Consider the following 22,186-nt stretch of genomic DNA (forward strand, 5'->3'; position numbering starts at 1 on the left):
TTATAAATTGGGTATTCTTAAGACCTGTCCTGGGTAAATCTCATCAGGATCTTTAAGCATGGGTTTGTTGGCTTCAAAAATCACATTGTATTTCATTGGGTCACCATAATATTTATCTGAAATTTTAGATAACCAGTCACCTTCAGCTACAGTATGATATCTTGCTTCAGGTGCAGGTTCGGTAACCGACATTTGATTGTCAACCGTTTCAACCCCATCCACATTTCCAAGTGCTAAGACAATTTTTTCAGAATCAGCCTGTTGGGCAACTTCTCCTGTAACCATTACAACACCGTCATCCTTGACGGATACCTTCAGCGAGTTAAAAGGCAGGCCTAAAGCCTGTACATGACTTAATAGTGCACTTGCTTTTAATTGCGCTTTTTCTTCAGCCGGTGCGGTTTCTTCTTTTGAGCCAAATAATTTTTTTCCGGCCCCTTTAATGAATGAAAATAATCCCATACTATTTTTAGTTTTTAAATTTGATTCTTAAAGTTAGCTAAAAATATCTCAAAATCAGCTGTTTATGAAAAGTTAAAATTATCTTAACAAAAACCAATTAGTTACGCCATTTTTTTACACTTTTTTAAAATTGAGTTATATTCGCACCACTAAAAAAATAATATTATTATGAAAAAATTACTTTTATCCTTAATCGCAGCCATTATGCTTGTTCCTGCAAGTGTAAAAGCAGATGAGGGGATGTGGTTCTTAATGTTTATTGAACGTTTGAACCATAGAGATATGCAAAAAATGGGTCTTCAGTTAACAGCTGAAGAAATTTACAGTATCAATAATCATTCATTAAAAGATGCAATTGTTCAGTTTAACGGAGGTTGTACAGCTGAATTAATTTCAAAAGATGGTTTAGTGTTAACAAACCACCACTGTGGTTATGATGCAATCGCTGAATTGTCAACTGCTGATAAGAACCACTTAAAAAACGGTTATTGGGCAGCAAACAGAAAAGAAGAATTAAAGCCTTCAAGCTTATTTGTTCGTTTCTTCGTTCGTATGGATGACTGTACAAAAAGAATTTTAGCTGTTGTAAATGATACTATGACAGAAGCTGATCGCGAAAAAGCAATCAACGCTGAAATCGCTAAAATTGAAAAAGAAAACAACGGAGGCGGTAAGTATGTAGTTTCTGTACGTCCTTTCTTCCAAGGTAATGAATACTACTACTTTGTTTACCAGGATTACAAAGATGTTCGTTTAGTGGGTACACCGCCGGAAAGTTTAGGTAAATTTGGTGGGGATACTGACAACTGGGAATGGCCTCGTCATACTGCTGATTTCTCTATGTTCCGTGTGTATGGGGATGCTAACGGTAATCCGGCTGAATATTCTGAAAAAAATGTTCCTCTACAGCCTAAACACCACTTGCCTGTTAATTTAGGAGGTGTTAAAGAAAACGATTACGCTATGATCTTAGGATATCCAGGCCGTACAAACCGTTGGATGCCTGCCGGTGGAATTGAGCAAAACGTTAAATTTGCTTACCCTGCTTGGGTTGAAGGCGCAAAAACAGGTATGGACAATATGAAGAAGTATATGAACCAAAGCGATGCTTTGAATTTAATATATGCTTCTAAATTTGCTTCAACTGCAAATTATTGGAAAAACCGTCAGGGGATGATTGATGCTTTATCAAAATTCCAAACGGCTAAATTAAAAGCAGCTCAGGAAGCTAAATTCAATGCTTGGGCTAATAAGCCGGAAAATAAGGCTAAATACGGGAATGTTGTTGCTACAATTAACAACTTCTACAAGCTTACTAATGAAAAATCGCGTCATGACAATTATATGATGCAGATGTTCCGTACTTCTGCTTTTGCTACAGTAGGAAGAAGTTTAGGAAAACAGTTGGAAAACTACGCTAAAGCTGATGCAGCCAAACGCGCACAATTAGCACCGGCTATTTTAGAAATGGCTGATGAAATGTATAAAGAATTACATATTCCTGCGGAGAAAGATATTTTAGCTGCTCAGTTGAAGTTGTATTCTACTAAATCTACAGGTTATAAAATAGCTCCTTCAGTTGAAAAATTAGCTAAAGACTATAACGGTGATTTTGCAAAATATGTAAATGCAGCTTTTGATTTAAGTATCTTTACGTCTAAAGACAGAATTAAAGCTTTCCTTGATTTACCAAGTGAAAGTATGTTGTCAAATGATCCTTTATATGTATTGACAAATGATATGTTAACACATTTCAGTTCAAAATCTGACGAAATCGCTAAAGCTCAAAATGATTTTGGTGCTGCTTTCCGTAAGTTGGTTGAAGGATTAAGAGTGTCTAAAATTGGAGATATTAAATATCCGGATGCGAACTCAACTTTACGTTTAACATATGGTAAAGTTCGTTCATTGCCTGCAGACAAACGTAACGATGCTACGGTTAATAACTACACTACTTTAGCTGGTCAGGTAAAAAAATACAAAAAAGGTGATGCCGAGTTTGATTTGCCAACTCGCGTTCTTGAAATGAACAATAACAAAGATTTTGGCCGTTATGCTGATAAAGACGGTTCATTACACGTAAACTTCTTGACTGATAATGATATTACAGGTGGTAACTCAGGTTCACCGGTATTAAACGGAAAAGGAGAATTAATTGGTTTAGCTTTCGACGGAAATATTGAAGCTATGGCTGGTGACGTAATCTTTGACAAAAAACTGCAAAGAACAATCAATGTTGATATCCGTTATGTGTTATGGGTAATTGAGAATTTCTCAGGTGCTAAACACATAGTTGATGAAATGACTTTAGTGAAATAATACTATTACAGTCATTGCGAGTGTAAACGAAGCAATCTGTTACAAATTAAGAATATAAACCGAACTCAATTGAGTTCGGTTTTTTTATATCTTTACCTGACTTTTATGCCATGAAAAAACTGTTTTTGTTAATTGTTCTGTTTTTGTTTTTCTCTTGTGAGAAGAAATCTTCCAATGCTTCGTTTTATTATTGGAGAACCCAATTTGATTTATCCAAAGAAGAAAACGAGATACTGCAGTCGAACGAAGTAAAAAAATTGTATGTCAGGTATTTTGATGTGGCACTTGCCAATAACCAGCCTTTTCCATTGGCACCGATACACTTTTTAGATAAGAAAGTTAATCAGGAAATCATTCCCGTTGTTTTTATTAAGAACGAAATTTTTTTATCAAAATCTGTTGATCTAAACGATTTGAAGGATAAAATTTTAGGTTTGATTGACCAAATCAATAAGTCAAATAATATAAAAGATAAAGAAATACAGATAGACTGTGATTGGTCACTGCAAAGCAGAGATAGATATATTCAGTTTTTGACTCTGATAAAAAAAGAGTATAAAAAAACGATTTCTGTAACTATTCGTTTGCACCAGATTAAATATTTTAAAGAAACTAAAGTGCCACCCGTTGATTATGGTGTTTTGATGTTTTATAATATGGGACAATTAACAGCAAATGGAACCAATTCGATTTATGATAAAAATATTGCAGTAAACTATATTTATCATTTAAAAAATTATCCTTTAAAACTTAAAATTGCCTTACCTATTTTTTCCTGGTATGTACATAGCCGTGACGGTAAAGTGATTAATCTTCTTTCTAAACTGGATAAAAGAAAATTTGAAAACAACCCTTGTTTTGAAATTAGTACCAGCACAATTTCAGTAAAGAAAAACACCTTGTTCAATGGTTTTTTCTTCAAAAAAAATGATAAACTCCGTTTAGAAGAAATTACTGAAAATGATCTTGACGAAATGAAAGAGCTGCTGCAAAACAAATTGCCTTACAAGCCTGAGGAAATTATTTTTTACGACTTAAACACTAAAAACTTAAAAAACTATACTAATGAATTTTTTTTCAAAACCTTTACTGCTGATTTTTAGCACCTTTTTAGCAATAGGGACAACTGTTTTTTCATTGTGCGCAGAAAGTTGGGGCTGGTACGAGTATGGTGGTAATTCTAACTTTGCTCCGGAAGCTTATGTGCAGGATGAGTCCTACCGTCAGTTGTTTTACAGTGCCGATATGTTTTACAGTAATGAAGATATGTGGAGTGATTCCCACGATAATGCTCATTCGCGCAGGTTTGAAACTTCTATCATAGCAGATTGGAAAGGTTACCTTAAAAGCAAAATCTCAGATAAAGAATTGCAATACTATATTTTTTCTGATTCGTCAGCTACTGATTTAAAAAGTATAACTAAAGCCATTTCTTCGAAGGATGCTAAAAGCAAATGGTCTAAAAAGTATAATTTGTCAGATACTACTATCAGACAGTTTTTTTTGTTTTTAAAGTTGGCCAAGTCTGTCGAGCCATATTGCAATAACGATATTTCCTGGAATTATGATTCCGACAGTGCTGAAGAACCCAACGCAATGTCTGTTGAACAGGCTAAAACTATTGAAAGTGTGTATCAGTCGGTTAAAGATCCTTTTTTGAAAAACAGATATTGGATGCTGACAATGAAATCGTATTTTTATTCTGAAAACAGAAACGAATGTGTGACATTTTTCAACAAAACACAATCGGCCTTGACAAAGGATGAGGCCTATTTTAGAGGATTGTCGTATGTGGCTGGGGTAGCTTATAAAAACAAAAAATACGAGACTTCAAATTTTATGTATGCTTTGGTTTTTGATAACTGTCCTAAATTAAGAACTGTTGCCACTTATTGTTTTCATCCGCAAAATGATTCCGATTTTAATAAATCACTGGCCTTGGCAAAAAGCAATACACAAAAATCGGCTTTATGGGCTTTGTATGGTTACTATGCCGACGAAGTTGAAGCTATTAATAAAATTTACCAATTAGAACCGGCCAACAAACATCTTGATTATTTGCTGACAAGGGCTTTAAATATCGCTGAGAATTCTATAAATTCGAATTCATGGGAATATAATTACGGAAGTGAAGCCAGCTTCAAGCAAACGGAATTAAATCAGAAATTATATAACACAGTTATTCAGATTGCAAAAGCAAACAATACAAAGTCACCTTATTTATGGAATATCGCTGCAGGGTATTTTGAGGTAATAAGAGGAAATAATGCAAATGCTTCAAATTACTTCAGCCTTGCGGAAAAAAGTATCCCTTCAACAAAATTAGCCCAGGAACAATTGAAGTTATTCAAAACATTTAATGATATTGCTTCGGTGAAAAAGATGGATGAGAAGTCTCAAACTAAATTAATGCCAATGTTAAAATGGTTGTATTCACTTCGAAAAGAAGAAAATTCGGTTAAGCACCTTCGTGTAAACTTTTTAAATAATTGGAGTAAGACCTACATTGCATCATTGTATAAAAAACAGGGGAATGAAGTTTTTTCTGAATTGTTTTTTAGAAAAAAGGATTTTTACCTCAATCCGCAGCGAATGGAAAAAATGCAAAAATATCTGGAAGGTAATAATAATTCTGATTGGGATATTTTTGCACAATCTTTATACAGCGTTTCTTTAAAGGATATTTACGAATTCAAAGCAATCAAGTTGGCTTATAACAATAACATAAAGGAAGCTATTATTCAAATGAATAAATCTGAGGATAATAAAGATGCTGTATTACTGGGTAATCCTTTTAACGGCAATATTAAAGATTGTAACGATTGTGATCATAGCGCTTTCCAAAAAACGAAATATTCCAAAATAGAATTTCTTCACAAGCTGCATGAATTGCAGGAAATCGTTGCTAAAGGAGGAGATACTTTTACGGATAATCTTTTATTGGGCAATGCTTTTTATAATATGTCTTTTTATGGAAATGCGCGTGTGTTTTATAACAACAAGATTATCGATCAGACTGCATATTACATTGAAGATACTTATTCAGCGATGCTGGATAATGATAAAATGGCTGAGAAATATTACCTGCAGGCATTAGCAGTTGCTAAAACTGACGAGCAAAAAGCCAAAGCAACTTATTTGCTGACTAAAATTGAGCGAAATGCATTTTATTCATCTTCCGCTCATAAACCATACGAAATTGATTATATTAGCTTTAAAGGATATAAAACATTAAAGGAAAAATATTCACATACTAAATATTATCAGGAGGTTATAAATGAATGTGGCTATTTTAGAAATTATGCAGATTAAAATATGAGGTTGGTTTTTCTGTTGTTTTTTATAAGTAATATGCTTTTTCCCCAATCTGATTTTGAGAAAGGGTTGAAATTTCTTGAGCAAAAAAAAATATGCTCAGGCAAAGCCTTTTTTTGAATCAGCGTATAAAGAAAACCCTAAAAACTTTGAAACAATAGATAAGCTTGGCGAAGTGGCTTTTTATACCCAAAATTGGGATGAAGCTATAAAATACGGAAAAAAAATGGTAACAGCATTTCCTAAAAATGCCGATTACTGGTTCAAGTACGGCGGAGCTTTAGGAATGAAAGCCAAGAACTGTAACAAGTTTAAAGCACTGGGAATGATAGGCGACGTGAAGGAAGCCTTTGAAACATCCGCAAAATTAGATGCAAAACACATCAACACCCGTTGGGCTTTAGTGATGCTGTATACCGAATTGCCCGGAATTATTGGAGGCAGTGAAGAAAAAGCTCAAAAATATGCTAACCAACTCATGAATATTTCAAAAGTCGACGGTTATCTTTCAAAAGGCTATATCGATGTGTATTTTAAACGCTATGCACAAGCCGAAGCCCATTACAAGAAGGCCCATGAAATAGGCCATTCCAAAACAACCTATGAAAAATTATACGACCTCTATTGGAACAAAATGAAAAACAAAGCGAAAGCTGAGGATTTAAAAAACGACTTCTATTAGGAGTCGTTTTTTTATTTAGTCCTTGGTCTCTTGCTTTGTCACTTCGACGTAAGGAGAAGTTTCATCTTTCTTCACTCCAAGCGTTTTTTTGAAGAACAAAAACTCTAAGAGAAGTAGCTGAAAAATACTTAGTAATGAAATCTATGCTGTAATCTTTTTCGCTATTTTTGAGAGGAATAAACTTAGAAACAGTGCAAAAATGTGAAGTTCTCTTTTTGTACTGTTTTTAGTGACGTGATGATAATTAATTACAAATATAGGTGCGACAATTTATGAGTTACCTGCCATTAATCAAACGAAACGTTAATGAAATACTATCTTGAAACTAATTCACTTCGAAGTTTAAATAGAGAATTAAATTTACTTTCGAATAATTGTTTTACATCTGGTCTATCTATTTTTGAGTTGATCTCTGATATTACTAAAAGTGAAAAAGAATTTAATATTAGAAAAAGTGTAATCAGCAATGTTCTGAAATCTAAAATAGAAATAAATTGGGATTCTCAAAAAACAATAAAAGCTAAAGCCTTCAAGGGAATTAAGTTCAAAGATTCTGAAATGGAAGGTTTAAAAGAGCTAACTTTTAATTTAATTGAATGTAATAATCCTACAGATTTTTTGGAATTAACTAAAAAAAAAATACAATCAAAATTTCTTCAAAAAATTAGATAGCCTTTATTCACAAAATTTTATAGACTCTACTATCTCTGGAAATATAAAATTCAAAAAGCACATGGAAGAAGATAGTTCTTTAAAATCAAAAGAATTTCTACAAAATCTAAAAAACGATACTGTATTAAACGAAGGAATTACTTTACTTAATATTGTAAATGACATTGTAGATGCTATGGAAAAACAGTTAAAATTTAAAATTAATAGAGCTGAAATTTATGATAGCTATAATGGAAGTATGAATGTTTTTATTAAACATTTCTCCTATTACACTGCTGTTAAGAGTGCTGAATTAAAAGTACCTGCAAAAAATGATTATTTGGATTTACTTCATTTAATATACTTGGGAAATGGCAAAAACATAAAAATAGTAACTGGAGATAATTTATTAGAAAAAATGGATGTTGCAATTTCAATTGAAGATTTTAAAAAACTATTTAAAATTTAACGGCAGATAACAGTGGTGACTGTTGCACACTACTATTTTTTAAACAGTTCAAAAAAAACATACATAAAACCTCTTTTACAGCCATGTAAATGAGGTTTTGTTTTTAGTTATACAATAAACCCAAAACTCCCATGCAGCGACTGTCCCTTTGGGGAACCTTAGGGGGTAGAAAATTCTCAAGAAAAATACATTGCATTAATCCTCAGCAATCAACCTTTTACCCGTTTTTCATCTATTGTTTTTCATTGGAGTTCATCAATAACTTTTTGAAAAGTAGCTACAGTATAATTTCCAGCGAGGTTAAATTATATTTTGAAAGAAAAATAGTACATTAGCTATTATCGCGAAAGCGGTTTCATCAAAAAACAAACAACTAAAAAATTTATGAAAAGTTTAATGCATTCAAAAAAAGAAGACTACAATCTGGCATGTGGCTGCAATGATCCTATTGAAGGACTCCGACACATGTTTGTCGATATGGTACAAAAAGCCAGGGTAGCAACGGGACAATGCCCGGTAAGAAGGCCTGTGTTTCTCCGTACTCACGGAATCATGAAGGGGACTCTGACTATCGAAGACAATCTGCCGGAAGCGTATAAAAAAGGAATGTTTGCCAATAGTGGGAAACATCCAGTGTATGTCCGCTATTCTTCCGACCTTTCCGATGGAAGACCGGATTGGGAAAGTACTATTGGAATAGGGATCAAGATCTTTGATATTCCGGGGAAAAAAGTAGTTTCGGATAACGGAGCAAACACCGCCGATTTATTACTTCAAAATGTGCCTTTTTTCTTTGTGGATGACGCAGCCGAGATGTGTGCTTTTACAAAAGCCAGTCTTGAAGGATGGGGTGACGAATGGGTCGCACAAAATGCACCAAACACAAACAACCTGCTGGACAAAATGGCAAAACCCATCCGTTCAGTATTTGAAACAAGTCTATGGAGTGTGGTGCCTTTTAAATTGGGTAAAAATGAGTATTGTAAATACATTCTTCAGCCGGGGACTTCTACATTTCCGGGCGAACCTAATACAGAGGATCCTAATTTCTTGGCTAAAGATTTAAAAGAACGCATGGAACTGGGCAATGCTACTTTGGATATTTATATCCAAAAGCGTCCGGATGCGAAAGAGTATGGACAGGCATATATTGACGAACATTTTCCATTGGATAAAGCGACTGTAATTTGGGATGAAAAAATCGCAAAACCTGTTAAAGTAGCTACGATCCAATTGCCAAAGCAAAATATTGATAGTGGTGACCAAGAAATGTATGGTGATTGGCTTGCTTTTAATATAGGAAGAGTGCCTGAAGAAAATGCACCGGTAGGTTCTATTGCCGAAGCCAGAATGAGTGTGTATCAAACCAGCGCCGATTATAGAAGAAAAGAAAACCAGCAACCTGTAGAAGAACCTACGGCACCCGGCAAACCAGAAATAAAGAATCCTGTTTGTCCATTCCCTAATCATAAACCTATTCCGCAGCCTAAAGCGTTAACCAAAGAAGAAATGGAGCGTATTACCCATGTTCGTATTCATCCGGGTATAGGAATTGCCAGAGTAGGAAACAGTCAAAATGATTTTTATATAGGGCCGGAAGTGATTAATCCGCCTCCAACAGCTTTTGGGTCAACACGTGACAAGGCAGGAGCTATAAAACGTCAGGCCACCCGATTCAGAGTTTATGGCTATGATAAATACGGAAATGTTGTAAGTGAAATCCAGCAATCAGAAAATACTTCTATAGAATGGACCGTTCATGTGGCCAATAAAAAGGCGGCCTGGTACGAATTTAATGCGGCACTTGATATTCCGGCAACCGTAAGCCTTACGGTACCTTTGCGTAATCCGGATGTTACAGGAAGCGGCAGACAGGCATTGGTAATCGATTCGGGAGAGGTTTCTATATCAGGAATTAAAATGAATGACAGCAGCTATACGCTGGCAGGTAATTTTCAGGGAACACCTGTGACTTTGGGTGAACTGCAAACAGACGAGATGGGACGTTTGTTGGTTTTGCCGGGATTTGGAATTTCGGCAAGTCCATCAGGAAAACCAGTATATAATCCTGCAGATCCTAACAGTTTTAATAATGCGGCAGGCTGGTATGACGATATTAGTGATGGTCCTGTGCATGCAAAAGTTACAATAGGCGGAATCGATTTTGATGCAGATCCAGCCTGGGTAGCAGCGGCACCGCCTAACTTTGCACCGGATTTAACCGGATGGCGTACCCTGAACGATCTTTTACGTGATGTATATACGTATGCAGGTATGTTGAATTTGCCAAAAGCGATTTCTTTTCAAAAACATATAGCACCTATTTTATCACGTCTTAATGAATTACAATGGGTAAATAAAGGGTTTTTAAGTATGTTTGGTGCTGGTGCACCTATGAATTTTGCTGATCCGGAACTGATGAAAAAGCTCTCAATGGCACCTGAGTCTTCAATTTATCCAGATCCTTTTAGAGAACTTCGCAGAACAATCTATAACAGTTTTAGATCCACTAATGCTTTAACGGTAGAAGAGGGTGCCTGGCCTTGGCTTTATGGAGATGCCTTTGGGTATACCAATCCGGATCCAAGTGTGCCGCCGTCAGCCAGTACTTATTTGAAACTACCTCAATTATACGATTATATATTGACCAATTGGGTAGAAGGTGATTTTGTTAATGACTATTTACCTAATGCAAAATATACTGCTCTTGATGAAATTCCGCTTCAGGAGCAACCTGATATGTTGGATCAATCGGCTATGCATTTCTGTTTGGCTGATGCCTTGCATCCCGGCTGTGAACTTACATGGCCTATGCGTCATGCCTCCATGTACCGTGCTCCGTACCGTATTCGTGAAAGAGAAGCTGGTGCGGCTGATCCTACTTATGGCTCAACGTTGGATTGTAATGCAGTTGCTGCTATGAACGGACCTTTGTTTGCACAAGGGCCTGGGGATTTATCCCGCTGGATGGCTATTCCGTGGCAGGGAGATACAGCCTATTGCCGTTCGGGTTATGATATGGAATATGATCCGTATCTGCCAACGTTCTGGCCGGCACGTGTTCCCAATCAAGTCCTTACGGAAGCAGATTATGAAATCCTTTGTGATGTAAAAAAATCAATGGCAGTAAGAATTGCCGCGTTCCATAACCGTCCGTCGTGGTTACGTCAGTTACCCGCTCAAAATCCGGCTCCGGAACAAATGATGTATATGATTCAGCATTTTGGAGAAATGGGGATTCTTGAAGCAAAACCAAGACCAGCCGATATGACATGGCTGCCGGAACTGCTTTATGTGGAAAATCTTACACAGGTTAAAGAGGCAGAGCTTAAACAGGCTCAGGAACTTTTCCAGAAAGATTTCAAAACATTGGGTGCTTACGATAGATTACTGGCAGAAGCAGGTTGGTTTAGTGAAGAACAGCGAAATGAATTTGCGACCATTAAACGTCGGGGTAATTAATGAATATACAAAAGAAAATTGCAATAGTTGGAGCCGGTACAGCCGGCTCTGCTGCTGCAATACGGTTAAGACAACTTGGACACGAAGTACATTTAATAGAACGTAACGGCGAAAGCTCACGTACCATAGGCGAATCTGTTCCGGGAGCTGTAGTACGGTTACTTTATACCTTAGGTTTTAATACCCTGGCAGATGTATTGCCTTTTGATGATTTTCGTGCCAATCCGGCCATAGCTGCCACTTGGGGAAGCGATGAATGGTTTTACAAAGACAGTTTCAACAACCCGGAAGGAGGAGGCTGGCAAATTGTACGCTCAGTATTTGATGCTAATCTAAGACAGAAAGCTACCGAGCTTGGCGCACATTTTTATACTGCCAAATTTGATAAAATTGAAAAACCGGATTCTTATTATAGATTGGAATTAAAAAAAGATAACCTTGAAGTTGAGGTGATAGAACAACTTGACGGAATTATCGATGCCAGTGGAAGAAATGCCTCAGTGCTGCGCAAACTAGGAATAGAACACGAAAAATTTCAAACCCAAATGGCAGTTTTCGGTTGGTTTAAAATACCCGAAGAAGCCAAAGAAATTTCATTGTTGCGAAGCACTCCCGAAGGTTGGTGGTATTGTTCTTTGTTGCCCGATAACGAGCGGGTAATCGTTTTTCATGGGTTGCCTAAAACAATAGCGCAATACCAAAGAAATCCGGAATTATTCATCAATGATTTCAATTCGGCTCAGATTCTTGATTCAAAAGTATCTGAACATCATTTAATTACTGAGCTGCAAACCCGTGATGCTTCATTTAGTATCGCTCAACAATCAACAGGAGACAATTGGTTAGCGGTAGGCGATGCCTCATTAGGTTTTGATCCTATTTCGTCACAAGGAATTTTCTTTGCTTTATACAGTGCTGTTCGTGGTGCCGAAGCGATAGTATCCAGCGATAGTTTGGCTCTGGAAAATTACAGCAGACAAATTAATCAAATCGCTCAAAAGAATCATGATCTAAGAATGCAGTATTATACGGCTGAGCTCCGTTATCATCAAGAGCCTTATTGGGCACAGTATTTTGAATGAAAAATGGAAAATTGAAAGATAATAAGGTTGTTATAAGATTAGATGGTTTGCTTTTTTTATCGCTGGTATAGTGTGAAAAACTTCAAAAGGTTGGGAAGGTTGACAGAAATTTTTCCAAAGATAATTTAACTGTAAAAATTTTTTCAAAAAACTTTATAACCTATATTTGAACAAGCTTAAAAAAAGAAGCACAGAATTAAAACAATCGTTTAATAAATAATAAATCTCAAAGACTATAGATTATATTTTTTGGGATTTTAAATATTTGAAATTTAATGCGTACACATTTCATAGCCATAGGTGGTGCGGCCATGCATAATTTAGCATTAGCATTACACAATAAAGGATATAAAGTAACAGGCAGTGACGATGCTATTTTTGAACCTTCAAAATCAAGACTGGAAGCTAAAGGATTGTTGCCGGCCGAGTTAGGTTGGTTTCCTGAAAGAATTACGTCAGATATTGAAGCAATCATTCTGGGAATGCATGCTAAAAAGGATAATCCTGAATTGCTTCGTGCACAGGAATTAGGAATTAAAATTTATTCGTATCCCGAGTTTTTATACGAACAGTCTAAAAACAAAACAAGGGTAGTTATTGGTGGTTCTCATGGGAAAACGACCATTACTTCCATGATTTTACACGTGATGAACTATCACAATGTGAAGGTGGATTATATGGTGGGAGCCTTATTAGAAGGTTTTGATACCATGGTGCATCTGACAGATGAAAATGAATTTATCGTGTTGGAAGGTGATGAATATTTGACATCTCCAATTGACTTACGTCCGAAGTTCCATTTGTACCAACCTAATATTGCTTTGATTTCGGGTATTGCCTGGGATCATATCAATGTGTTTCCTACATTTGAAAATTATGTGGAACAGTTTGAAATTTTTATCCAAAAAATAACAAACGGAGGCATTTTGATTTACAATGAAAATGATCCGGAGGTAAAACGTGTTTCTGAAAAAGCAGAGAATCCAATTCGGAAAATTCCATACCAAACACCTGAGTATACTGTTGAAAATGGAAAAACATTATTGGAAACCCCTGAAGGCCCAATGCCTATTGAGGTTTTTGGGGCGCATAATCTGAATAATTTAGCCGGAGCCAAATGGGTTTGCCAGTGTATGGGTGTGGATGAAGCTGAGTTTTATGAAGCAATTGCGACTTTTAAAGGAGCATCAAAACGTTTAGAAAAAATAGCCGAAAGTACCAGAAAAGTGGCTTATAAGGACTTCGCCCATTCGCCAAGTAAAGTGTCGGCAACCACTAAAGCGGTTAAGGCACAATATCCCGATAGAAAATTGATAGCTTGTCTGGAATTGCATACCTACAGCAGCTTGAATGCCGAATTCTTAAAACAATACGAAGGTGCGCTTGATGCGGCTGATGTTGCAGTTGTATTCTATTCGCCTGATGCGGTAAAAATCAAACAATTAAAAGAAGTAACCTACGAACAGATTGCTCAGGCATTTAAACGTGACAATCTGGTCATTTATACCAACCCTGCCGAATTCAAACAATTTTTGTTTAGTAATGACTTTGATAACTCTGCTTTATTGCTAATGAGTTCAGGTAATTACGGTGGATTGGATTTTGAAGGGGTGAAGGGATTGATTGAATAATTGTCATTGCGAGGAGGTACGACAAAGCAATCTGTCACTAAGAGGCACGAAGCAATTTATGAAGCCAGGTTTTATTTATATAATTACCAATTATACTAATACTACACTATACGTTGGGGTAACTTCCAATTTACCCCAGCGAATTTTAGAGCATAAAGAAAAACGATATCAAAATTCCTTTTCAGCGCGATATAATCTTAATAAGTTGGTTTATTATGAATCGTTTCAAATGATAGGAGATGCTATTGGTAGAGAAAAACAAATTAAAGGAGGTTCAAGACAAGATAAAATCGATTTGATACTCGGTATGAATCCTGAATGGAAGGATTTGTATGATGAAATTATAGATATTATGAATGTTTTTTAGATTGCTTCGTCATGCCTCCTCGCAATGACGTTGCGTTGATTTATTGCGTTGAGGAAATAGTATTTAATTTTAATACGTTTGATTTTGAATGCAGAATTTCTTAGCGTTCAGTCATTGCGAGGTACGAGGCAATCTATTTAAAATTAATGAGTTCTATTCAATTAAACCTAATTGTTTTGCAATATCCATAGTGATTTTGCTCATAGGACGCTTGTGAATTTCTTTGTCATTAGTGTAATTGCCTATTAGTATTCGTTTAAATAATTCAGGATTTAAGTTTAATTTGTAAAAACTCTGTTGTAATGTTTTTAAGTAAGCGTCGTTATAAATTTGACTTTTTATTATTAATTCTTCTATTAAATCTAATTGAGTTTTGTAAATACCTTCAATATTGAAGGTGTCATTAAAAGTCCTTATTTCTGGGGAGCTATAAATAGGTTCGTTAAATTTAATTTCTAAAACTTCTTTATTTTTTTTAGTTAGGTATTTTGATTTTGCTTGTGGTTGTATTTCAAAACTATATAATGATTCTTCTTTAGGTTGAACATCATTGGTGTATAAGGAGAATTCTATTTTACTTTTACCTTTTATACCATTACAAGAAGCACAAGCAGGATATAAATTACATAATGTGATACTTAAAAAAGGGTAGTCAGCTTTAGGAAAATAATGGTCAACTTCAAATTTAGCTTGATTTTTTTCTGTAACTATTGTAAGTTGAGAATTACAATACACACAAGCTTTTATGCCAATTTTATTAAAATAGTTTGGATAAAAACTTTTTCTTAGTTCTTTGTAACCTAGTTTTTCAATTACAATGTCTTTAATTTTTTTTGTTGGAACAGTTTTAAAAGCGTTACTTAGAATTTTGTTATTAATAACATCTAAATCCCATAATAGAATATCTTCGTTTTGTTCGAAGATGTCTTTTACGAATTCTAAATATTCTTTTTCTTCTGAATTGAAGCTATTAATGTTAATTTTATTTAGTCTTTTGATAGTGTTTAGTCTCTGGTTTTTAATTTCCGATTCAAAATCATTTTGAACTTTTCTTACTTTTTGGATTGGTATTGCTATCATAAGACATTCTTATTTTTTAATTTTTTTAATTGTGTTTCAATATAATTGTCTTTACTTGTTGGAAATGCTTCGCAATATATTTCCATAAGACTAAAATATAGAATTGGCTCTCCTACGATCTCAATTATTTTTTTACAATAATCTTCTGAGAACTTTTTTAATGGTTTTGTCTCGTTGGATTGTTTTTTTAAGCTGTTAATTGAATATTTAATGTCTTTCAATTTTCTTTCTAAATCTATTCTATAATTGTCATTAGAATTACGATCTAAAAGATTTTTAATTTGAATTATTTCTACTTGTTTGTTTTTGATTTGATTTTGAATCTTTTTATACGTTAAGAAATGAATAATTTCGTTGATTTTTTCCCTAGCAAATTCTCCCATAAAACCATCTTGTAAAAAGAAATCATTGTGTAATAAATCGTGAATGTTTGCACCAAAGGTTTTTTCGTTAATTGAATTTTCAGGAATACCTGCTTTCAATTTTAAAACATTATCACTTGGAATATCTGAAAGAATAAATGGCGAATGTGTAAGAAATAAAATGTTGAAGTTAGTCAATTTGTCCAAACCTTGTATTTCTTGAATTGATTTTGTAATATCTTTTACTAGATTCTTTTGAAATTGAGGGTGATAATATAGTTCGATTTCATCTAAAATTATATTTACATTTTGGTAACTTTTTATTTTTGTGTCTTCATTTTCTTTTATTGTTTTTAGATTGTTAATGTGATATACAATTGTACTGATGTTGAAAATGTATTGTTGTTCGCCTGAACTCATATCAGATAATTTAATAGGGGCTTTATCTATCAAAAATTCAATGTCAATATCAAAAATTGTTGGAAATAAGTTAACCAAAATGTCTTCTGTAATAATTTTATCTTGACCAGTTAGTATTTCATCTTTGATAAAATCTATCCATTCAATAAGGTTTTCTTTGGTTAACTCAATTTCATCTTCTAGATTCCAATGGTTTATAAAATCCAGTTTCTCTGTATATTTTTTATAGTTTTTAAGAAAGTTATAGGATTGATAAAATTTTCTGGTTACGTGACTTTTCTTGTTTTTTAGAATAAATTCAACTGCCTTTTCCTTTTTCCAATCATTTGGATTGATAATTTCAGAATAATCAAAATTATAAAAGAAAGGCATATATGTATTTGATATTTTTTCAAATTTTCTCCAGAGATACCCAAACACATAATCTAGAATGTTTTTGTTTGAACCATAAATTTCAAGTTCATATATATGATTTGATAAAAAATGTAAAAATGTATTTTCATTTCTAATATCAAAGTCTATTAGCTTCCAAGGTTGTCTGTTGTTTAATTTTAACTTTAGAATAAATTTGTTAAATCTATATTTGTTTAGTATTGTAGAATCCTTAGTTAGGTTTAAGTTTTCTATAATGTTATATACTAATCTGTCAATAGAAAGTTTTTTTTCTTTGTTGATGTTAATTATTCCTTCCTCTCTATAGGGGTTTATCACAAGAGGAGTTTGATAGCCATCGTTTTTGTGAAATAAACTATGAATCCAGCCTCCCATCACAGTCGAATTTAACGAGTGTAAAGAATAATTTAAAAGGATACTGTAAAAAAATGATTCATCAGTTAGTGTAGTCTTGTTGCCAATTTTTACTATTTTTTCTATTGTGTCATTGTTTTCATAGTATAATTCAAAATTGAATTGGTTTTGAATTTTATTGTTGAATTTTCTTTCTTGATTCAAATTTTTTGGTAGGCGTATTAATTTTTCTTTTATTTTATCAATGCCTGACCAAAATATTTCTTGAATGCAGTTTGAATCTGAAAGATATTCGTATAAATAGTAAACGGAATCATCTTGTAATTTTTTAATTTTTTTAGATGCTTCACTTTCGTTTTTGAAAACTTTTTCGTCCTTTTTTGTAAGTTTTTCAAAATAGTTAAGAAATTGAATACTTATTTTTTCTTCGTCTAAATCACTAAGGTCTATATTGAAGTCTGAAGGGATATCAAAAAGGAATGAGTCACTGTTTAGTTCGTCTTTTAGTTCATCTATAAATCTTTTGGTAAACTTAAATAGATCTCTAATTTGTATTTCCAAAGTCTTGTCCGTTGAATTTATTGTTTTAAAATGAAAGCAAGACAAATAATAATTAATAGCATTAAAAAAATCTACTAAACTGCTTTTTCCACTTCCATTTTCTCCTACTACTGCGCTCACATTTATATTTATATTGCTAGTAGAGTAAATATCTAAGTGATTTTCATTGTTGTAATTTTCATGATCGATAGAATTTTGATAAAATTTGTATGTTTCTCCTTCTTTCAGGTTTTTAAGAAAAATATTATCGCAACCTTCAAGAGGTTTTATTGCTAGTAATTTAAAACTCATTTGTTTGTCTTTTTTAGCTTTTGTTCAGATAAAGCTAATTGTTTTTAATGTTAAAATAAATAAAGTTTCTTTATAGTTTATGTAATATTCTGTTTTATTATGTTGATGTTATTGTTTTTTAAAATGCTCCGTCGTTCCTTCTTGCAATGACTTTGTGTGTGCCGTAAAGGAATTTTATTATATTTGATATTCAATTATAAGCCAATAAATTATGTACACGCCAATTAATCAGTGGGCCGAGGACGATCGCCCGCGTGAAAAATTTCTGCTGAAAGGTAAATCTACCTTATCCGATTCGGAATTGCTTGCTATTTTAATAGGTTCCGGCTCAAGAAATGAGAGTGCGGTGCAATTGTGCCAGCGTATTTTAGCTTCGGCAAATAATAATCTAAATCAATTAGGAAAACTTTCAGTACAGCAACTCATGCAGTTTAAAGGAGTAGGAGAGGCAAAGGCCATTTCTATTGCTTCGGCTTTAGAGTTGGGCAAACGCAGGCAAAATGAAGCTGCTTCCGAATTAAAAAAGATAACCTCCAGCAAAGCAGTTTTTGAAATCATGCAGCCTATAATAGGGGAATTGCCCCATGAGGAATTTTGGGTGCTGTATCTTAATAATTCGAATAAAGTAATTTATAAATCGCAAATCAGTAAAGGAGGTATTACAGGAACTGTTGTGGATTCAAGATTGATTTTTAAAATCGCATTTGAACATTTTGCCATCAGTGTTATTTTAGTACATAATCATCCTTCAGGAAAACTGCAGGCCAGCGAAGCAGATAAGCAAATAACCAGAAAGCTTCAAGAGGCAGGAAAATACCTTGAAATTCAAGTTTTGGATCATCTTATTGTGTGTCAAAATGCTTATGTAAGCTTTGCTGATGAAAATTTATTATAAAATTTGCAAAATTCACAGACAAATGTCTTAATTTTGTTTGACAAATGTCTTTTTATGGAAGCAATCAAAATTAATCACAGAGCACAATTGGATAAGGCAATAAAAGTGTATGTGTCTAAAGTGGAACGTGAAAGCGGTTATAAACTTATCAATAAAAATATTGGTTACAGTGATTTTTTAAAAAACAAAATGCTGCTGGTGTATGCTATTCGCGAAGGTGTTTCATTTGAATTGTTTTCGTTAATAAAAGAAGTAACTCCTTTTAATGATGATGATTGGGCTTCTTTTCTCGGGATTTCTACAAAATCATTGCAAAGAGGTAAAGCAAAGGAAGATTATATTTTCAAACCTATCCAGTCAGAAAAAATATTTGAACTGGCTGAAGTGACTAACTTGGGCTTGGAAGTGTTTGATACGCAAACTGCTTTTTATGCTTGGTTGAAAACACCTTCATTTGCATTGGGAAATTTGATGCCTATCGAATTGCTTAAAGATTCTTACGGAAAGGAAATGGTTATCAATGAACTTCATAAAATTGACTACGGAATTTTTGCGTAATGGAAGTTTTTAGATTAGCCAGAAAAAAGCATCCTATCACGTTGTCCGGAAAAGGTGCGTCTATTTGCGGCGGGCGTTGGAATTCAAAAGGAACAGAAGTGGTTTACACTGCACAAAGCCGTGCATTGTCAATGGCTGAAGTTGCTGTTCATTTATCATTGGCAACTTTACCAAATGATTTTGTGATGCTTACTGTTGAAATTCCTGATGATATACCTTTTGTAACCATTGATGAAACAGATCTGGTTAAAGGATGGAATGTGTTTCCGCATAGTTTTGCCACACAGATAATAGGTGATGAGTTTATCAGAAATAATGATGCCTGTCTTTTAAAAGTACCTTCTGCCGTTGTGAAAGGGGATTTTAATTTTCTGATCAATCCGTATCATGAGGATTTTAAAAGGATAAAAATTATCGATCAGACCGATTTTCCGTTTGATAAAAGAATATTTGGATAATTTTAAGAGAATTTAAGGTGTTAATTTTTAACTTGCGTCAACTTATTTGAACCTATGATTGCAGTTAAGAATCTTACATTTGCTTACGATCAAAATTCGCCTTTGAAATTTCCTGATTTTTCATGTAATGCCTCAGAAACATTGTTGATTACGGGAAATTCAGGAGTTGGAAAAACTACGTTGCTGCATTTACTGGCAGGAATGCTTAGACCGCTCTCAGGGGAAATGCTTTTTGATGGAACAAATATTGGTTCGTTTTCAAATAAAGCTTTGGATAAATTCCGCGGAGAAAACATTGGTATTATTCTGCAGCAAAATCATTTTGTCGAGTCATTATCGGTTTTAGAGAATGTTGTTTTAGCTTCATGGCTGGCAGATGGAAAAAAGAAAACGGAAGAAGCAAAAGCAATTCTTGAACACTTGGATTTAGGAAATCACTTTCATAAACTGCCGTCGCAATTGAGTGTGGGGCAACAGCAAAGAGCCTCAATTGCCCGCGCTTTAATTAATAGACCAAAGCTGGTTCTTGCTGATGAACCTACGTCCAGTTTAGACGACGACAATACACAAAAAGTTGCCAACTTACTGGAAGCTTTAGCAAAAGAATACCAAACCGCATTAGTGATCGTAACGCACGATTCGAGATTGAAAGAACGATTTGTTAACCAAATTTCATTATCATGATAGCAAAACTGGCATGGCGTAATATTTGGTTTAAACCGCTTAACACAGCGCTCAGTGTTTTATTGCTGGCATCCAGTGTGGCTATTATTACCTTGTTGATTTTATTGCAAAAACAATTTGAGGAGCAATTTTCAAGTAATGCTGATGATATTGATTTGGTTTTAGGAGCACAGGGAAGTCCATTGCAGTTGGTACTTTCTTCGGTTTACCAAGTTGATGCTCCAACAGGAAATATTAATTATGATTCCGCTAAAGTATGGATGCGTCATCCGTTTGTTCATAAGGCAATTCCGTTAGCCTTTGGAGATAATTATTTGGGGTATAAAATTGTGGGAACTACACCAGATTATCTAGAGAAATTTGGTTCTAAAATCATTCAAGGGAAAATGTTTGAAAAAAACATGGAAGTGGTTTTAGGTGCTGTTATTGCTCAAAAATTAAATCTTAAAATAGGGGATACATTTCACGGGACACATGGAGAGGCAAAAGAAGGAGAAAAACATGAAGAGTTTGAATATAAAGTGTCAGGAATTGCTTCGCCAACAGGAAAAGTTGTTGATAATCTTGTGTTAAGTAATATAGAGAGTGTCTGGCAAATGCATGAAAATCATGATGGAGGTAACGAATTACATGCGCATGAAGAAGAGCCGAAAGAAATTACCTCTGTATTGTTAAAATTCAGAAATAAAATGGCTATTATGACATGGCCAAGAATGATTGCGCAAAATACAAAAATGCAGGCGGTTTCGCCCGCAATCGAAATCAACCGATTGTTTACTTTGTTTGGTGTGGGGCTTAAAACACTGGAGTATTTAGCTTACGGGATTATGCTTATTTCAGGTGTCAGTATTTTTATAGCTTTATACAATCGTTTAAAGGAAAGAAAATATGAATTTGCATTACTTAGACTACAAGGAGCTTCAAGACTGCAAATGTTTATTTTAGTACTTTTGGAAAGTATGTTTTTATGCGTTCTGGGCTTTTGCTTTGGAACGATTATTGGTAGATTTGCACTGGAAATGCTTTCAAATGCTTCAGAGAATGATTTTAAAATTGGATTCAATCCTTTTGAGGTGATTTGGGAAAAAGAAGGATTGTTACTAATCGTAACGCTTTTGTTAGGCGTGATTTCAGCATTGCTTCCGGCCATAAAAGCATATACAATGAACATATCAAAAACACTGGCAAATGGGTAAATGGATAGTTTTTATATCGGTGATCAGTTTATCACTGTTAAGTTTTAAAAGTAATGATTTTACTTCCGAAACATTAAAAAAGCAAACAAAATCTATCGTAAGCGATACGCTGACCTGGAAAAAATTAGGACAGATAAAATTTGTCAAAAAACAGCACAAAGACTATGGATTGGTGGATTATCCGGTGATTAGTCCAGAAATTAAAATGCGTAATAATAAAAAGGTTGTTATTTCCGGTTTTATTGTGCCTATTGACAATGTGAATTATGCAATCAGCAAAAATGTGTTTGCTTCGTGTTTCTTTTGCGGTAAAGCAGGACCTGAGACCATAGCGGGACTTAAATTCAGAGCCGGAAAAGTAAAACTACGCACAGATCAGTTTGTTACTATTGTTGGAACTTTAAAAATTAATGAAACCGACGTTGATAACTGGATGTACAATCTTGAAGATGTCGTAATCGTAAAAGGGGAGTAGTCCTGTGGACTCGTGCTCA

Annotated in this window: 19 protein-coding genes; 16 read left to right on the forward strand and 3 right to left on the reverse strand. The window is 34.3% G+C overall.

Annotated elements, in window-relative coordinates; genetic code table 11:
• On the reverse strand, positions 1–462 hold the full coding sequence (lysM, locus tag EZM65_RS12445; RefSeq protein ID WP_136668889.1) for a peptidoglycan-binding protein LysM: 462 nt from the start codon (positions 460–462) through the stop codon (positions 1–3).
• A gap of 168 nt (positions 463–630) precedes the next feature.
• Between lysM and EZM65_RS12450 the strand changes: the two genes are divergently transcribed.
• From EZM65_RS12450 to EZM65_RS12495, 10 genes are all read left to right on the forward strand, one after another.
• The gene (locus EZM65_RS12450; RefSeq protein ID WP_136668890.1) at positions 631–2,781 is read left to right on the forward strand and encodes a S46 family peptidase; all 2,151 of its coding nucleotides are present in this window, start codon (positions 631–633) and stop codon (positions 2,779–2,781) included.
• Positions 2,782–2,891: 110 nt separating this feature from the next.
• On the forward strand, positions 2,892–3,884 hold the full coding sequence (locus EZM65_RS12455; protein ID WP_248574862.1) for a hypothetical protein: 993 nt from the start codon (positions 2,892–2,894) through the stop codon (positions 3,882–3,884).
• Entirely contained in the window at positions 3,847–6,093 is a 2,247-nt protein-coding gene (locus tag EZM65_RS12460) for a hypothetical protein (protein ID WP_136668891.1), read from the forward strand. Before EZM65_RS12455 ends, EZM65_RS12460 begins: the two co-directional genes overlap by 38 nt.
• 82 nt (positions 6,094–6,175) lie before the next feature.
• Positions 6,176–6,778 carry a lipopolysaccharide assembly protein LapB gene (locus EZM65_RS12465; RefSeq protein WP_248574863.1) on the forward strand — a complete coding sequence of 201 codons (603 nt, stop codon included), beginning with the start codon at positions 6,176–6,178 and terminating at the stop codon, positions 6,776–6,778.
• Positions 6,779–7,084: 306 nt separating this feature from the next.
• On the forward strand, positions 7,085–7,450 hold the full coding sequence (locus tag EZM65_RS12470; RefSeq protein ID WP_136668892.1) for a hypothetical protein: 366 nt from the start codon (positions 7,085–7,087) through the stop codon (positions 7,448–7,450).
• A gap of 61 nt (positions 7,451–7,511) precedes the next feature.
• A complete protein-coding gene (locus EZM65_RS12475) occupies positions 7,512–7,898 on the forward strand; it encodes a hypothetical protein (protein ID WP_136668893.1) in 387 nt (128 codons plus the stop codon).
• Positions 7,899–8,282: 384 nt separating this feature from the next.
• The gene (locus EZM65_RS15550; protein ID WP_211196216.1) at positions 8,283–11,360 is read left to right on the forward strand and encodes a LodA/GoxA family CTQ-dependent oxidase; all 3,078 of its coding nucleotides are present in this window, start codon (positions 8,283–8,285) and stop codon (positions 11,358–11,360) included.
• On the forward strand, positions 11,360–12,442 hold the full coding sequence (locus EZM65_RS12485) for an NAD(P)/FAD-dependent oxidoreductase (RefSeq protein WP_136668894.1): 1,083 nt from the start codon (positions 11,360–11,362) through the stop codon (positions 12,440–12,442). Before EZM65_RS15550 ends, EZM65_RS12485 begins: the two co-directional genes overlap by 1 nt.
• A gap of 275 nt (positions 12,443–12,717) precedes the next feature.
• On the forward strand, positions 12,718–14,073 hold the full coding sequence (gene murC, locus EZM65_RS12490; RefSeq protein WP_136668895.1) for a UDP-N-acetylmuramate--L-alanine ligase: 1,356 nt from the start codon (positions 12,718–12,720) through the stop codon (positions 14,071–14,073).
• 58 nt (positions 14,074–14,131) lie between these two features.
• Entirely contained in the window at positions 14,132–14,440 is a 309-nt protein-coding gene (locus EZM65_RS12495) for a GIY-YIG nuclease family protein (protein WP_136668896.1), read from the forward strand.
• 153 nt (positions 14,441–14,593) lie between these two features.
• On the opposite strand, the gene EZM65_RS12500 is transcribed toward EZM65_RS12495, so the two are convergent.
• Together EZM65_RS12500 and EZM65_RS12505 are read right to left on the reverse strand one after the other, a co-directional pair.
• Positions 14,594–15,520, reverse strand: a complete 927-nt coding sequence (locus EZM65_RS12500) for an HNH endonuclease (RefSeq protein ID WP_136668897.1) — start codon at positions 15,518–15,520, stop codon at positions 14,594–14,596.
• Positions 15,517–17,901 (reverse strand): ATP-binding protein, encoded by a 2,385-nt coding sequence (locus EZM65_RS12505; protein ID WP_136668898.1) that lies wholly within the window; start codon positions 17,899–17,901, stop codon positions 15,517–15,519. Before EZM65_RS12505 ends, EZM65_RS12500 begins: the two co-directional genes overlap by 4 nt.
• Before the next feature lie 211 nt (positions 17,902–18,112).
• Here EZM65_RS12505 and radC point away from each other — a divergent pair, with 211 nt between their 5' ends.
• Genes radC through EZM65_RS12535 form a run of 6 tightly spaced genes read left to right on the forward strand, consistent with a single transcriptional unit; the run spans position 18,113 to position 22,167 of the window.
• Positions 18,113–18,796 carry a DNA repair protein RadC gene (gene radC, locus EZM65_RS12510; protein WP_136668899.1) on the forward strand — a complete coding sequence of 228 codons (684 nt, stop codon included), beginning with the start codon at positions 18,113–18,115 and terminating at the stop codon, positions 18,794–18,796.
• Between the two features lie 54 nt (positions 18,797–18,850).
• Positions 18,851–19,354 carry an antitoxin Xre-like helix-turn-helix domain-containing protein gene (locus EZM65_RS12515; protein ID WP_136668900.1) on the forward strand — a complete coding sequence of 168 codons (504 nt, stop codon included), beginning with the start codon at positions 18,851–18,853 and terminating at the stop codon, positions 19,352–19,354.
• Complete coding sequence (locus tag EZM65_RS12520) at positions 19,354–19,812, forward strand: RES family NAD+ phosphorylase (RefSeq protein ID WP_136668901.1); 459 nt, start codon at positions 19,354–19,356, stop codon at positions 19,810–19,812. Before EZM65_RS12515 ends, EZM65_RS12520 begins: the two co-directional genes overlap by 1 nt.
• A 54-nt stretch (positions 19,813–19,866) precedes the next feature.
• Positions 19,867–20,496 carry an ABC transporter ATP-binding protein gene (locus EZM65_RS12525; RefSeq protein WP_136668902.1) on the forward strand — a complete coding sequence of 210 codons (630 nt, stop codon included), beginning with the start codon at positions 19,867–19,869 and terminating at the stop codon, positions 20,494–20,496.
• Positions 20,493–21,692, forward strand: a complete 1,200-nt coding sequence (locus EZM65_RS12530) for an FtsX-like permease family protein (protein WP_136668903.1) — start codon at positions 20,493–20,495, stop codon at positions 21,690–21,692. Before EZM65_RS12525 ends, EZM65_RS12530 begins: the two co-directional genes overlap by 4 nt.
• Positions 21,685–22,167 (forward strand): hypothetical protein, encoded by a 483-nt coding sequence (locus EZM65_RS12535; protein ID WP_136668904.1) that lies wholly within the window; start codon positions 21,685–21,687, stop codon positions 22,165–22,167. The genes EZM65_RS12530 and EZM65_RS12535 overlap by 8 nt, the downstream gene beginning before the upstream one ends.
• Positions 22,168–22,186: the final 19 nt, after the last annotated feature.

The sequence above is a fragment of the Flavobacterium sp. H122 genome (genome assembly GCF_004959765.1).
Classification (GTDB): Bacteria; Bacteroidota; Bacteroidia; order Flavobacteriales; family Flavobacteriaceae; genus Flavobacterium.

Coding starts and splice junctions, on each gene's coding strand:
- EZM65_RS12535 (WP_136668904.1), top strand. CDS start 21,685: ATGGGTAAATGGATAGTTTTTATATCGGTGATCAGTTTATCACTGTTA.
- EZM65_RS12500 (WP_136668897.1), bottom strand. CDS start 15,520: ATGATAGCAATACCAATCCAAAAAGTAAGAAAAGTTCAAAATGATTTT.
- radC (WP_136668899.1), top strand. CDS start 18,113: ATGTACACGCCAATTAATCAGTGGGCCGAGGACGATCGCCCGCGTGAA.
- EZM65_RS12530 (WP_136668903.1), top strand. CDS start 20,493: ATGATAGCAAAACTGGCATGGCGTAATATTTGGTTTAAACCGCTTAAC.
- EZM65_RS12450 (WP_136668890.1), top strand. CDS start 631: ATGAAAAAATTACTTTTATCCTTAATCGCAGCCATTATGCTTGTTCCT.
- EZM65_RS12515 (WP_136668900.1), top strand. CDS start 18,851: ATGGAAGCAATCAAAATTAATCACAGAGCACAATTGGATAAGGCAATA.
- EZM65_RS15550 (WP_211196216.1), top strand. CDS start 8,283: ATGAAAAGTTTAATGCATTCAAAAAAAGAAGACTACAATCTGGCATGT.
- EZM65_RS12485 (WP_136668894.1), top strand. CDS start 11,360: ATGAATATACAAAAGAAAATTGCAATAGTTGGAGCCGGTACAGCCGGC.
- EZM65_RS12455 (WP_248574862.1), top strand. CDS start 2,892: ATGAAAAAACTGTTTTTGTTAATTGTTCTGTTTTTGTTTTTCTCTTGT.
- EZM65_RS12470 (WP_136668892.1), top strand. CDS start 7,085: ATGAAATACTATCTTGAAACTAATTCACTTCGAAGTTTAAATAGAGAA.
- EZM65_RS12495 (WP_136668896.1), top strand. CDS start 14,132: ATGAAGCCAGGTTTTATTTATATAATTACCAATTATACTAATACTACA.
- EZM65_RS12525 (WP_136668902.1), top strand. CDS start 19,867: ATGATTGCAGTTAAGAATCTTACATTTGCTTACGATCAAAATTCGCCT.
- lysM (WP_136668889.1), bottom strand. CDS start 462: ATGGGATTATTTTCATTCATTAAAGGGGCCGGAAAAAAATTATTTGGC.
- murC (WP_136668895.1), top strand. CDS start 12,718: ATGCGTACACATTTCATAGCCATAGGTGGTGCGGCCATGCATAATTTA.
- EZM65_RS12505 (WP_136668898.1), bottom strand. CDS start 17,901: ATGAGTTTTAAATTACTAGCAATAAAACCTCTTGAAGGTTGCGATAAT.
- EZM65_RS12475 (WP_136668893.1), top strand. CDS start 7,512: ATGGAAGAAGATAGTTCTTTAAAATCAAAAGAATTTCTACAAAATCTA.
- EZM65_RS12520 (WP_136668901.1), top strand. CDS start 19,354: ATGGAAGTTTTTAGATTAGCCAGAAAAAAGCATCCTATCACGTTGTCC.
- EZM65_RS12460 (WP_136668891.1), top strand. CDS start 3,847: ATGAATTTTTTTTCAAAACCTTTACTGCTGATTTTTAGCACCTTTTTA.